This is a genomic window from Streptomyces sp. N50, from assembly GCF_033335955.1.
GTDB lineage: Bacteria > Actinomycetota > Actinomycetes > Streptomycetales > Streptomycetaceae > Streptomyces.
This window is the reverse complement of record NZ_CP137549.1, coordinates 1377355-1390535: the sequence shown is the minus strand read 5'-3', so window position 1 is coordinate 1390535 and position 13181 is coordinate 1377355. Positions and strand designations below refer to the sequence as shown.

Below are 13181 nucleotides of genomic sequence, written 5' to 3'. Positions count from 1 at the left end.
CTGCAGCAGTCGCCGACGAGGGCCCACGGGCGAGGTCACCTGCCTCACCCCCGTTAGACTCGGCCTTTGGCACCTTTGCGTCCCCGTTTCAGGGACGACGACGCGTCCCCCGAGTCGAGTCGGGACGGGGACCATCCGCCAGCCAACCGGAAGCACGGGAAGAGATGTCGGCACCGAATAAGTCGTACGACCCTGTAGAGGTCGAGGCCTTGAAACCGGAAGAGATCGAGCGCATGCGGGACGAGGCGCTCGCCGCCTTCGCCGCCGCCGGCGACCTCGACGCGCTCCAGGAGGCCAAGGTCGCCCACACCGGCGGCACCTCCCCCCTCGCCCTCGCCAACCGCGAGATCGGCGCGCTGCCCCCGCAGGCCAAGGCCGCGGCCGGCAAGCTCGTCGGCCAGGCCCGGGGCGCGGTGAACAAGGCCCTCGCCGCCCGCCAGGCCGAGCTGGAGGCCGACCGCGACGCCCGCGTCCTGGTCGAGGAGGCGGTGGACGTCACGCTGCCGTACGACCGTGTACCGGCCGGCGCCCGGCACCCGCTCACCACGTTCATGGAGCGCGTCGCCGACGTCTTCGTGTCCATGGGGTACGAGATCGCCGAGGGCCCCGAGGTCGAGGCGGAGTGGTTCAACTTCGACGCGCTCAACTTCACCCCGGACCACCCGGCCCGGCAGATGCAGGACACCTTCTTCGTCCAGGGCCCCGAGGGCACCGAGGGCGACGAGTCCGGTGTCGTCCTGCGGACGCATACCTCGCCCGTGCAGGCCCGCGCCATGCTGGACCGCGAGCCGCCGGTCTACATCGTGTGCCCCGGCCGCGTGTACCGCACGGACGAGCTGGACGCCACGCACACCCCGGTCTTCCACCAGATCGAGCTCCTCGCCATCGACGAGGGCCTGACCATGGCCGACCTCAAGGGCACCCTCGACCACATGGTCCAGTCGCTCTTCGGCGCGGAGATGAAGACCCGGCTGCGCCCGAACTACTTCCCCTTCACCGAGCCGTCCGCCGAGATGGACATGCTCTGCTACGTCTGCAAGGGCGAGTCCGTCGGCAACCCCGACCGCCCCTGCCGTACCTGCTCCTCCGAGGGCTGGATCGAGCTGGGCGGCTGCGGCATGGTCAATCCGCGCGTGCTCGTGGCCTGTGGTGTGGACCCGGAGAAGTACAGCGGATTCGCGTTCGGGTTCGGCATCGAGCGGATGCTGATGTTCCGCCACAACGTCGAAGACATGCGAGACATCGTCGAGGGCGACGTCCGGTTCACCCGGCCGTTCGGGATGGAGATCTGATGCGCGTCCCGCTTTCTTGGCTGCGGGAGTACGTCGACCTGCCGGCGACGGAGACCGGCCGCGACGTCCAGGCCAAGCTCATTTCCGTGGGCCTTGAGGTGGAGACCGTCGAGCAGTTGGGCGACGGCCTCAAGGGCCCGCTCGTCGTCGGCAAGGTCCTCACGATCGAGGAGCTGGAGGGCTTCAAGAAGCCCATCCGCTTCTGCACGGTCGACGTCGGCCAGGCCAACGGCACCGGTGAGCCCCAGGAGATCGTCTGCGGCGCCCGCAACTTCGCCGTCGGTGACAAGGTCGTCGTGGTCCTCCCCGGCGCGGTCCTGCCGGGCGACTTCGCGATCGCCGCCCGCAAGACGTACGGCAAGACCTCGCACGGCATGATCTGCTCCGGCGACGAGCTGGGCATGGGCGACGACGGCTCGCACGGCATCATCGTGCTGCCGCCCGAGCACGAGGTCGGCACCGACGCCATCGAGCTGCTCCAGCTCGTCGACGAGGTCCTCGACATCGCCGTCACGCCCGACCGCGGCTACGCCCTGTCGATCCGCGGCGTCGCCCGCGAGACCGCCACCGCCTACGGCCTCCCGCTGCGCGACCCGGCCCTCCTGGACGTCCCGCAGCCGAACGCCTTCGGCTACCCGGTCCAGGTCGCCGACCCGATGGGCTGCGACCGCTTCACCGCCCGCACGGTCACCGGCCTCGACCCCGACGCCCGCTCCCCGCTCTGGCTCACGCGCCGCCTCCAGAAGGCGGGCATGCGCCCGATCTCGCTCGCCGTCGACATCACCAACTACGTGATGCTGGAGCTCGGCCAGCCCCTGCACGCCTACGACCGCTCCCGCGTCCAGGGACCGATCGGCGTGCGCCGGGCCACGCAGGGCGAGAAGCTCACCACCCTCGACGGCGCCAAGCGCACGCTGGACGCCGAGGACCTGGTGATCACCGACGACCGCGGCCCCATCGGCCTCGCGGGCGTCATGGGCGGTGCCAACACGGAGATCGACGACACCGAGAACACCACCACCGAGGTCGTCGTCGAGGCCGCGCACTTCGACGCGCTCTCCATCTCGCGTACGGCCCGCCGCCACAAGCTGGCCTCCGAGGCGTCCAAGCGCTTCGAGCGCGGCGTCGACCCGCAGGCCGCCTCGGCGGCAGCCCAGCGCACGGTGGACCTCCTGGTCCTCCTCGCCGGCGGCACGGCGGACGCGGGCGTCACCGAGGTCATCGCGCCCTCGGCCCCGCACACCATCACCATCCCGGCGGACCATCCGGACAAGGTCGCGGGTGTCGAGTACGGCCGCGAGACCGTCGTACGGCGTCTCCAGGAGGTCGGCTGCGACGTGTACGGGCAGGACGAGCTGATCGTCACCGTCCCGTCCTGGCGCCCCGACCTCACCGACCCGAACGACCTGGCCGAAGAGGTCATCCGTCTGGAGGGCTACGAGAACCTGCCCTCCACGCTCCCCAAGCCCCCCGCGGGCCGGGGCCTCACCGACCGCCAGCGCCTGCACCGCCGCATCGGCCGCGCGCTGGCCGGTGCCGGTTACGTCGAGGCGCCGAACTACCCCTTCATCGGCGAGCACGTCTTCGACCAGTTCGGCCTGACCGCCGACGACCCGAACCGCAAGGTCGTCAAGCTGGTCAACCCGCTCTCGGACGAGGAGCCGGCGCTTCGTACGACGCTGCTGCCGGGGCTGCTGGGTGCCTTGCGGCGCAATGATGGTCGGGGCTCGCACGACCTCGCGCTGTTCGAGACCGGGCTGGTCTTCCACCCGCGTGAAGAGCTGAAGATCGCGGTACGGCTGCCTGTCGACCGGCGTCCCACCGACGAGGAGATCACTTCTCTCACCGAGGCGCTGCCCGTCCAGCCCCGGCATGCCGCGGTCGTCCTCGCGGGCGCGCGTGAGCAGGCCGGGTGGTGGGGCAAGGGGCGTCCGTCCGACTGGGCCGACGCGGTCGAGGCGGCGCGGGTGCTGGCGCGTGAGGCCGGGACCGAACTCGTTGTGCGGGGTGGGCAGTACGGGCCCTGGCATCCGGGGCGGTGTGCGGAACTCGCCGTTGTCGTCGAGGGTGTTGAGCAAGTCATCGGGTACGCGGGGGAGTTGCACCCGGGTGTGCTGAAGACGCTGGGGCTGCCCGCGCGTACCAGTGCGATGGAACTCGACCTGGATGTCCTTGAGTTGGCGTCTTCGGGGGTTCCCAAGGGGCCGAAGATCTCGACGTTCCCTGTCGCTACGCAGGATGTCGCGCTCGTTGTCGATGTGGCTGTGCCGCATGCGGGTGTTGAGGCTGCGTTGCGTGAGGGGGCGGGTGAACTGCTGGAGTCGATCCGGCTGTTCGACGTCTATGAGAATGCCGCGCAGCTGGGCGAGGGCAAGAAGTCGCTGGCGTATGCGTTGCGGTTCCGGGCGGCTGATCGGACGTTGACTGTCGATGAGGCGTCTGCGGCTCGGGATGCGGCGGTTTCGCTTGCCGCTGAGCTGACCGGGGCTGTGCTGCGGGGGTGATGCGCGGCTAAGGGGTGGGGAGCTGCTGTTGTTTGCCGGCTGCGGGCTCGTTGTGGCTGGTCGCGCAGTTCCCCGCGCCCCTAAAGGCGTCCTCACTCGTTCGGGTGAGAAGTCTGGGTGATGTGGCCCGATCGGGGCATGTGGTCGACAGAATCGGACCGGCCTTTCGGGGTCGGTCCGATTGCGCTGTCGGGGCCTATTTGGGGGGCCACAGGCATGATCCGCATCAAGGCTGGGGTGCCCCGCAGGACGCGCCCGAGGACGCGTGCCCGCCGTCCGCTGCGCAGGGCGCTCGCCCTGGGGCTGCCCACGGTCTGGGGCGCCATGGCGATCACCTACAAACTCACCTGCCCGCTCGCCCAGCAGAACAGCCTGGGCGCCCGCATCGTCACCAGCGCGGTGTTCTTCGCGGTCGGCACCGGGCTCATCGTCCAGGTCCGCCGTTCCCTGCTCCGCGAACTCCGGGAGATCCGCCAGATCGCCGGCGCCGCGCAGAACGCCCTGCTGCGCCCACTCCCACCCCGCCTCGACGGGCTGAACATCGCCGCCGCCCAACTGTCCGCGGAGCGCGGTGCGGTGGTCGGCGGTGACCTGTACGAGGTGATCGCCACCGAGCACGGCGTCCGGGTCGTGATGGGCGATGTCCGCGGCCACGGCATCTCCGCGATCGGCACGGTCGCCGCCGTCCTCGGCAGTTTCCGCGAGGCCGCCCACGACGAACCCGACCTCGAAGGCGTCCTACGACGACTGGAGCGCGCCCTCGCCCGTCACCTCCGCGAACGCGCCCGCGCGGAACACCCCGCCTCGGGCGGCCTCGACCCCGACAGCCCGGTCGCCGAGGAGTTCGTCACCGTACTGCTGCTGGAGATCGGCAGAGATGGAGAGGTGCGGGGGCTCAATTGCGGTCACCCGTGGCCGTACTTGCTGAGCGGGGCGAGCGTCGAGCCACTTGCCCGGGCCGATCCCCTTCCGCCCCTCGGCCCGTTCCCGTTGCCGGCGGAGCTGCCGTTCGTCTGCTGCGGTCAACTCCTCGTGGGCGAGGCCCTGTTCCTCTACACGGACGGAGCGGAGGACGCCCGTGACGCGAGGGGTCACTTCTTCCCGTTGAGGGAGGTCTTGGCGGGGGTGGCGTCTCAACACCCGCTCCCGGCACCGCAGTCCGTACTGGGCTCAGTCTTCACGGCCCTGCTCCGCCACGCGGGCGGCACACCCACGGACGACGTAGCGATACTCGTCCTCAGCAATGACAGAAAGCTGGCGCATCCCCACCTAGGGGCGCGGGGCTGTGACATCAGCGGCTCCGCCGCGGGGGCGCGACAAGCCACGACGGCGCCGCACCCGACAAACGACCGACAGCCCAACGGCGTCTAGTCGCCCGCAAAGCCAGGCCGCCGCACTTACGAGGGGGAGCCGGCGGCCCGGCCGGCCTCTTGCGAGGCAATCCAGTCAACCGGTTCGGAACTCTCCGCAACAGCGCGCACACACCACGGATTCGCGCACTCCGTTCACACCCGGTGTGAACCGAACCGCACTACTCTGTCCGCACCGAGTCACCGGGGGGCCTCCCATGCAGCCCAACACACTCCTCGACGCGATCCTGGACGAGGCGGGAATCTCGCACGCGGGACTCGCCGCCCACGTGAACCAGGCGGGACGGGCCCGAGGGCTCGCGCTACGGTACGAACACACCGCCGTGGCAAGGTGGTTGAAGGGTCAGCGGCCACGGGGGCAGGTCCCGGACCTGATCTGTGAAGTGCTCGCGACCCGGCTCCACAGACCCGTCACCCTCGACGACATCGGCCTCGGCGTACCGGGCGAACCGTCCACCCCGCACGGCACCTCCCTCTCCGGCTTCGTCGAACGGGCCACCGCCCTGTGGCGCTCCGACGAACAGCAGCGCCCGCACATCCTCGGCGCCCCCGCGGTCACCGGCACCCCTGCCGTGATGCCCGTATGGGAGTGGGAGAACCCGCCCGACGACGTGGACGTCTCGCGCGGCGGCCGGCACCGGGTGAGCATGGCCGACATCGAGATGCTGCGCGCGGCCCGCGCCCACTACGAGCAGATGTACCGCAAGGCCGGCGGCGTCGCGACCCGCACCCGCATCGTCGGCTTCCTCAACTCCGAGACCGCGCCCCTGCTGCGCGGCAGCTACACCGACGCCACCGGCCGCCAACTGCACCGCGCCACCGGCGGGTTGGTGGCCATCGCGGGCATCTGCGCCTACGACTCCGACGCGCACGGCCTCGCCCAGCGTTATTTCCATCAGGCGCTGCGGCTCGCAAAGGCCAGCAATGACCGGGGACTTGGCGCCTACGTCATCGCGCTGCTCGTCAACCAGTCGTTGTTCATGCGGGAGTTCCGCCAGGCCGTCGCCTTCGCGGAGGCCGCGCTGCGGGCCGCGGGACGGCAGATCACCCCGGCGCTCGCCTCCGACCTGTACGCGATGCAGGCGAAGGCGTACGCCCACCTCGGCGACGGCACGAGCGCCCTGTCCTGCATCCGGCGTGCCGAGCAGGCCGCCGAACGCATCCGGCGCGGATACGAACCCGACGAGACCGGCTATGTCCAGCCGGGCCTGGTCAACGTCCAGGTGGCGGAGGCGCTGCTCAGCCTCGGCGATCTGACGGCGGCGGGGGAACACGCCCACGCGGCCGTGGACACTCCGGCGCACGACCGGGGCCGGGTGCACCGGCTGGCGATGCTCAGCCAGATCGAACTGCGCCAGGGGAACGCCGACAAAGCGGTGGCCACGGCGGTGCAGATGGCCGAGCAGGCACGGGGGATGGAGTCCCAGCGGCTGCGCGACAGACTCCGCGCGGTCCGCGAGTACCTGGTGCGCAGCGATTGCGCGGGTACCACCGAGGCGGCCGAACTCATCGACGGGGCACTGCGCGTACCCCTGTAGAGCGCCCTGGAAAGCGCCGTAGACCACACCACAGTCCCTGCTGCGATATTGCCACTTACTCGACGGAAGGTGGCAGAACCGTGCAGTGGACGAAACAGAACGAACAAACTGTGTACTCAAACCGCTGGTTCAGCGTCAATCTCGCGGATGTCGAACTACCCGACGGCCGACACCTCGACCACTTCCTCATACGGCTGCGTCCGGTGGCCGTGGCGACGGTGGTCAACGAGGCGAACGAAGTTCTCCTGCTGTGGCGGCACCGTTTCATCACCGACAGCTGGGGGTGGGAGCTCGCGGCCGGAGTCGTCGAGGACGGCGAGGACATCGCGCGCGCGGCCGCCAGGGAGCTGGAGGAAGAGACCGGCTGGCGGCCGGGGCCCCTGCACCACCTGATGAGCGTGGAGCCGTCCAACGGGCTCACGGACGCCCGGCACCACATCTACTGGGCCGACGAGGGCGAGTACACCGGACACCCCGTGGACGACTTCGAGTCGGACCGCCGGGAATGGGTGCCGCTCAAACTCGTACCCGACATGGTCGCCCGCGGGGAGGTCCCGGCCGCCAACATGGCGGCCGCACTACTGCTGTTGCACCACTTGAGGGGCGCCCCGTAGGGGCGCGGGGAACGGCGCGACCAGCCACGACGAACCCGCAGCCAACCGACCGCCCTTCGAACGCTAACGTCCCAGCACCTGCCAGACCGTGACGACAAGGGCACCCACGGCGGTGAGCGCGGCAATGGCCGGCAGCGGCCACCTGGTGTGCTCAAGTGCAACGATGCGCGCGCTCAGATCGTCCAGTTCCTTGTCCGTCTCCTCGGTGCGATGACTGAGCAGGGCCAGCCCACCCTCGACACGCGCGTACGCGACGTCGAGGCGGCGGCGTAACTCTGCGAGTTCTCCATGGACCACGGGATGCTCGGGGTCGGCGGTCACGGGTCCGCTCCTTTCCGTAGTCGGAACATCCCTTGCATGCGCATGAAGAGTCAACTCGCCTGGTGGACACCGGGGGAGAGTGTGCGAGCGGCATATGCGGGCCCGACGCGCACACGGTGTGTGAATGGCGCGGGCCCGGCACTCCGAAGAGTGCCGGGCCCGCAACCGCCAAAGTATTACGGTGAGTTGCCGCGAGGGAAGTGCTCAGGCGTAGGTGTAGAACCCCGAGCCGGACTTGCGGCCGAGGCGCCCCGCGTCGACCATGCGCTGGAGCAGCGGGGGAGCGGCGTAGAGCGGCTCCTTGTACTCCTCGTACATCGAGAAGGCGACCGACGCGACCGTGTCCAGACCGATCAGGTCGGCCAGCTTCAGCGGGCCCATCGGGTGGGCGCAGCCGAGCTCCATGCCGTTGTCGATGTCCTCGCGGCTGGCGATGCCCGACTCGAACATCCGGATCGCGGACAGGAGATAGGGGATCAGCAGCGCGTTGACCACGAAGCCGGAGCGGTCCTGCGCGCGGATCGCGTGCTTGCCGAGCGCCTTCTCGGCGAACAGCTGGGCGCGGCTGAGCGTGCCCTCGGAGGTGGTCAGCGCCGGGATCAGCTCGACGAGCTTCTGCACCGGCGCCGGGTTGAAGAAGTGGATGCCGATGACCTGGTCGGGGCGCGAGGTGGCGACCGCGAGCCGGACCAGCGGGATCGAGGAGGTGTTGGAGGCCAGGATCGCGTCGGGGCGGGTCACGACCTGGTCGAGCACCTGGAAGATCTCGGTCTTCACCTGCTCGTTCTCGACGACGGCCTCGATGACGAGGTCGCGGTCGGCGAACTCGCCGAGATCGGTGGTGAAGCTGAGCCGCGCCTGCGTCTCCGCCAGCTCCTCGGCGGTGATCTTGCCGCGCTCGGCGGCCTTGGCCAGCGAGTTGAACAGCCGGGTCCGGCCGATCTCCAGGGCCTCGCCGGTGGTCTCGGCGACCTTCACGTCCAGGCCGGAGCGGGCGCACACCTCGGCGATACCCGCGCCCATCTGGCCGCAGCCGACCACTCCGACGCGCTCGATGTCGGTCACATCGTCCCCTTCGCTGAGATCTACGGCAGTGGCAGGATCCCGTAGTCCAGGTGCCTGCTCCGATCGTGCACGTTACCCGCAAGTATCGATGATCGATCGCCGGGGTCGGGCATTCTGGGGCGCGGAGACGATCCGTGACGGCACGGATCCACAGCGTATGGGGGTGTGCAGATGGGGCGATTGTCACGTCGGGCGTTCGCGATGGCCGCGCTGTCGACGCTGGCCACGACGGGCAGCGCGGCGGCCGACACCGGGTACGCGCAGAGGCCGGCAGGTCGTCCGCGCGGGGTCACCGAGATGCGGGGCGTGTGGCTGGCGACGGTCGCCAACCGCGACTGGCCCTCCCGCCCGGGGCTCACCGCGGCACAGCAGCGCACCGAACTGATCGCCCACCTCGACACGGCTGTCCGCGACCGCCTCAACACGGTGATGTTCCAAGTACGGCCCACCGCCGACGCGTTGTGGCCCTCGCCGTACGAGCCCTGGTCGCAGTACCTGACCGGCACCCAGGGCCAGGACCCCGGCTGGGACCCGCTCGGGACGGCCGTGGAAGAGGCTCATGTGCGGGGGCTTCAGTTGCATGCCTGGTTCAACCCGTACCGGATCGCCAACAACACCGACCTGACCAAGCTCGTCGCCTCGCACCCCGCGCGCAAGCACCCGGACTGGGTGGTGGCGTACGGCGGGAAGCTCTACTACAACCCCGGGTTGCCCCAGGTCCGCGCCTTCGTAGAGGACGCGATCCTCGACGCGGTGAAGAGGTACCCCGTGGACGGGGTCCACTTCGACGATTACTTCTATCCGTACCCGGTGGCCGGACAGACCTTCGACGACGACGCGGCCTACGACAAGTACGGCGGCGGATTCGCCGATCGGGCCGCCTGGCGCCGCGACAACATCGACAAGCTGATCCGTGAGACCGCGGCCCGTATCCAGCAGATCCGCCCGGGCACGCGCTTCGGGATCAGCCCCTTCGGCGTGTGGCGCAACATCGCGACCGACCCGCGCGGCTCCGACACCCGGGCGGGGGTGCAGACGTACGACGACCTCTGCGCGGACACCCGCACGTGGGTGCGCGAGAACTGGATCGACTACATCGTCCCGCAGCTGTACTGGAACATCGGCTTCGCCGCCGCCGACTACGCGAAGCTGGTGCCCTGGTGGGCGGAGGTCGCGCGCGGCACGAAGACGCGGTTGTACGCGGGTGAGGCGCTGTACAAGGCGGGCGACCCGGCACAGCCCGCGGCCTGGCAGGACCCGGCCGAGCTGTCCCGGCACCTCACTCTCGCCGCGAAGTACCCCGAGGTCGGCGGGCATGTGTTCTTCGCGGCCCGGGATGTGGCCGTGGACTCGTTCGGGGCGATGGCACGCGTGGTCGCCGATCACTACCAGGAGCCCGCGAAGGCTCCGCGCTGAACTCCCTTTCCGGAAGCGGCGTTTGGCCTCTCAACTCCGGGCCCGTTGCGTGACGGCGATGCACACCAGCACCGCCGCCGCGGTCAACGGGGCCGCCACGGGCAGGTGTTCGCCGAGCAGCAGGACCGACCACACCAATGTGAGGAGCGGTTGGGCGAGTTGGAGCTGGCTCGCCTTCGGGACGCCGATCGCCGCCATGCCCCGGTACCAGACGACCAGCCCGAGGAACTGCGAACCGGCGGCGACCCACAGCAGCCCGGCCACGCTGTGCGCGGTGAGGTGCGGGGTGTCGTACGACAGGGCGAGCGTGGCGGCAGGCACGGTGAGCGGCAGGCAGAGGACCAGCGCCCAGGCGATGACCTGCCAGCCGGGCATGACCCGGGCCAGTCGGCCGCCCTCCGTGTAACCCGCCGCGCAGACCAGGAGCGCGGCGAGGAGATACAGGTCGGCGGTGGTCACGGCGCCGCCGCTCTGCTGGACCGTGAAGGCGAGCACCGCGCCGGCGCCCGCGAGCGCGGCCGTCCAGAAGGTGCGCGAGGGACGGATGCCGGTGCGCAGCGCGGACAGGGCGGCGGTCGTCAGCGGCAGCAGACCGACAACCACCGCCGCGTGCGCGGTGGTCGAGGTCTCCAGCGCGAGCGTGGTGAGCAGCGGGAAACCGACCACCACTCCGGCGGCTACGACGGCCAACCCGCCCCAGTGCCGACGGCCGGGCACGCGGACGCGGAGCGCCAGCAGACAGCCGCCCGCGATGACCGCGGCGAGGACGCTGCGCACGGCCACCAGCGACCAGGCGCCGAAGCCTTCGAGCGCCCAGGCGGTGGCGGGGAAGGTGAGGGAGAAGGCGATCACACCGAGCGCGGCCTGGACCGTACCGGCGCGGACGCCGAGCGCAGGGGCCGGTGCGGTGGGAATGGGACCGGTGGTGCTGACCGCTATCGGGCTCGGGGCAGTAGCGCTATCGTGTGCTCTCATGCAAGAGCGTAGCAGTGTCGGTGAACTGGCGGATCACCTGCGACAGGAACTCAACCGCTACTCTCCCGGTGGAAAGCTGCCGTCGAGCCGGGCGCTCGTCGAACGGTTCCGGGTGAGCCCCGTGACCGTCTCGCGCGCCCTCGCGCAGCTGGCCGCCGAGGGGCTGGTGGTCACCCGGCCCGGCGCCGGCGCCTTCCGGGCGACGCCCCGCCCCGCGACCGCCACCGCCTCGGGGGACACCTCCTGGCAGGAGGTCGCGCTCAGCGCGGACGGCACCGCCGACTTCGTCCCGCGCACGGTGGACGCGTCCGCGGTCCTGGCCACGCTGGCCGTCCCGCCGCCGGGCGTGATCGAGTTCAACGGCGGCTATCTGCACCCCTCCTTGCAGCCCGAGCGCGCGATGGCCGCGGCCCTGTCCCGGGCAGGCCGTCGCCCCGGGGCCTGGGGCCGACCGCCGATGGAGGGCCTGCCGGAACTGCGCGAGTGGTTCGCGCGCAGCGTCGGCGGAGCGGTGACGGCCGCCGACGTCCTGGTCAGCGCGGGCGGCCAGACCGCGCTCACCACCGCACTGCGGGCGCTCGCCCCGCCCGGCGCACCGGTCCTGGTCGAATCGCCCACCTACCCGGGCATGTTGGCGATCGCGCGGGCAGCCGGTCTGCGCCCGGTCCCGGTACCGGTGGACGCGGACGGCGTGAAACCGGCCCTGCTCGCCGACGCGTTCCGCGCGACCGGCGCCCGGGTCTTCGTCTGCCAGCCCCTGTTCCAGAACCCGACCGGCGCGGTCCTCGCCCCCGCCCGCCGCCCGGAGGTCCTGCGCATCGCCCGGGACGCGGGCGCGTTCGTCATCGAGGACGACTTCGTACGACGGCTGGTGCACGAGGACGCGGGCCCGCTGCCGCGTCCGCTCGCCGCCGACGACCCCGACGGAGTCGTCGTCCACGTCGGCTCGCTCACCAAGGCGACCTCGCCCAGCTTCCGGGTCAGCGCCCTCGCCGCGCACGGCCCCGTACTGGAACGGCTGCGCGCCATCCAGGTCGTCGACACCTTCTTCGTCCCCCGCCCGCTCCAGGAAGCGGCCCTCGAACTCGTCGGCTCCCCGGCCTGGCCACGCCATCTCCGGGCGATCTCAACGGAGTTGAAGACCCGCCGCGACACGATGACGGCCGCCCTGCGCCTGGAACTCCCCGCCTTCTCCCTCCCGCACATCCCCTCCGGCGGCTACCACCTCTGGCTCCGACTCCCCGACGGCATGGACGAGCAGTCCCTGGCGATCGCGGCCCTCCGCGCGGGCGTCGCCATCACCCCCGGTCGCCCCTACTTCAGCGCCGAACCCCCGGCCGCCCACGTCCGGTTGAGCTTCGCGGCGGTCGCGGGGACGGGGGAGATCGTGGAGGGCGTACGACGGCTTCGGGCGGCCCATGACGAGGTGCGCTAGACCAGGGCACCGGTGAACTCCAGGGACGCGAACAGCTCCGGCGTCAGATGGACGCCCGTGAGGCGATGGGCGAGCGCGAAGGCCGCCTCGGTGTGCAGGTCGTAGCTCCGGTCGTCGCCCTCCCTCAGATCGAAGCCCGACTCCCGCATCCCGGCGAGGAGTTCGGGTTCGTCCGCGTGACTGCCGTCCCGGGAGTAGGCGAAGAGCGGCTCGAAGCGCAGCCGTGTCTCGCCGTCCTCGAACCAGTAGAAGCGGTCCACCGCGTTCACGTTGCGGAAGTGGGAGACCACTGTGCGCCCGCGCGAGACGGGGAGCATGGCCGCGCTGGTGACGCCCAGATAGCCGTTGTGCTCGACCATCAGCGACCAGTCGCCGATCGCGGCGACACCGACGAACAGCGGGTCCCCGTAATGCTCGCCCCAGGTGGTGTACGACGGCTCGCGCAGGGGCTCGACACCCTTGACCCTTATCAACTCCGGCTCCGCTCCCAGCTCATGGAGCAGCCGGTCCGGTGTGATGTCCCGGACCAGCGTGACGCAGTAGGCGTGCATCAGCGGGGAATGCTCCGTCTGGAGCCAGGTGTAGTCGGCGGCGGTCGTCATCCGGGTCATGTCTCGAAGCCTGCCACGCACCACTGACAACGCCCGTTCC

11 protein-coding genes are annotated in these 13181 nt (G+C 70.7%); 7 read left to right on the top strand and 4 right to left on the bottom strand.

Features of this window, described 5'->3' with window-relative positions; all coding sequences use genetic code 11:
• Nucleotides 1–164 precede the first annotated feature (164 nt).
• The 5 genes from pheS to R2B38_RS05825 all read left to right on the top strand — a co-directional run bounded on the left by pheS (nt 165) and on the right by R2B38_RS05825 (nt 7318).
• Nucleotides 165–1292 (top strand): phenylalanine--tRNA ligase subunit alpha, encoded by a 1128-nt coding sequence (gene pheS / locus R2B38_RS05845; RefSeq protein WP_033282176.1) that lies wholly within the window; start codon nt 165–167, stop codon nt 1290–1292.
• Entirely contained in the window at nt 1292–3796 is a 2505-nt protein-coding gene (gene pheT / locus R2B38_RS05840; RefSeq protein WP_318015264.1) for a phenylalanine--tRNA ligase subunit beta, read from the top strand. The genes pheS and pheT overlap by 1 nt, the downstream gene beginning before the upstream one ends.
• 216 nt (nt 3797–4012) lie before the next feature.
• Nucleotides 4013–5167: a PP2C family protein-serine/threonine phosphatase gene (locus tag R2B38_RS05835; RefSeq protein WP_318015263.1), complete on the top strand. Its 1155-nt coding sequence runs from the start codon at nt 4013–4015 to the stop codon at nt 5165–5167.
• Nucleotides 5168–5363: 196 nt separating this feature from the next.
• Nucleotides 5364–6704, top strand: coding sequence for a hypothetical protein (locus R2B38_RS05830; protein WP_033282179.1), 1341 nt, complete (start codon nt 5364–5366; stop codon nt 6702–6704).
• An 80-nt stretch (nt 6705–6784) separates the two neighbouring features.
• Nucleotides 6785–7318 carry an NUDIX hydrolase gene (locus R2B38_RS05825; RefSeq protein WP_318015262.1) on the top strand — a complete coding sequence of 178 codons (534 nt, stop codon included), beginning with the start codon at nt 6785–6787 and terminating at the stop codon, nt 7316–7318.
• A gap of 63 nt (nt 7319–7381) precedes the next feature.
• Here the strand turns inward: R2B38_RS05825 and R2B38_RS05820 are convergent, their stop codons facing one another.
• Both R2B38_RS05820 and R2B38_RS05815 read right to left on the bottom strand, forming a co-directional pair.
• A complete protein-coding gene (locus R2B38_RS05820; protein ID WP_266767051.1) occupies nt 7382–7639 on the bottom strand; it encodes a hypothetical protein in 258 nt (85 codons plus the stop codon).
• 204 nt (nt 7640–7843) lie between these two features.
• Complete coding sequence (locus tag R2B38_RS05815; RefSeq protein ID WP_318015261.1) at nt 7844–8704, bottom strand: 3-hydroxybutyryl-CoA dehydrogenase; 861 nt, start codon at nt 8702–8704, stop codon at nt 7844–7846.
• Between the two features lie 171 nt (nt 8705–8875).
• Here R2B38_RS05815 and R2B38_RS05810 point away from each other — a divergent pair, with 171 nt between their 5' ends.
• Nucleotides 8876–10120 carry a glycoside hydrolase family 10 protein gene (locus R2B38_RS05810; RefSeq protein ID WP_318015260.1) on the top strand — a complete coding sequence of 415 codons (1245 nt, stop codon included), beginning with the start codon at nt 8876–8878 and terminating at the stop codon, nt 10118–10120.
• A 30-nt stretch (nt 10121–10150) separates the two neighbouring features.
• Here R2B38_RS05810 and R2B38_RS05805 read toward each other — a convergent pair whose 3' ends face one another.
• Nucleotides 10151–11095 (bottom strand): DMT family transporter, encoded by a 945-nt coding sequence (locus R2B38_RS05805; protein WP_318015259.1) that lies wholly within the window; start codon nt 11093–11095, stop codon nt 10151–10153.
• Between R2B38_RS05805 and R2B38_RS05800 the strand changes: the two genes are divergently transcribed.
• A complete protein-coding gene (locus tag R2B38_RS05800; protein WP_318015258.1) occupies nt 11094–12530 on the top strand; it encodes a PLP-dependent aminotransferase family protein in 1437 nt (478 codons plus the stop codon). The genes R2B38_RS05805 and R2B38_RS05800 overlap by 2 nt on opposite strands.
• Here the strand turns inward: R2B38_RS05800 and R2B38_RS05795 are convergent.
• The gene (locus tag R2B38_RS05795) at nt 12527–13141 is read right to left on the bottom strand and encodes a DUF6461 domain-containing protein (protein ID WP_318015257.1); all 615 of its coding nucleotides are present in this window, start codon (nt 13139–13141) and stop codon (nt 12527–12529) included. The genes R2B38_RS05800 and R2B38_RS05795 overlap by 4 nt on opposite strands.
• Nucleotides 13142–13181 lie beyond the last annotated feature (40 nt).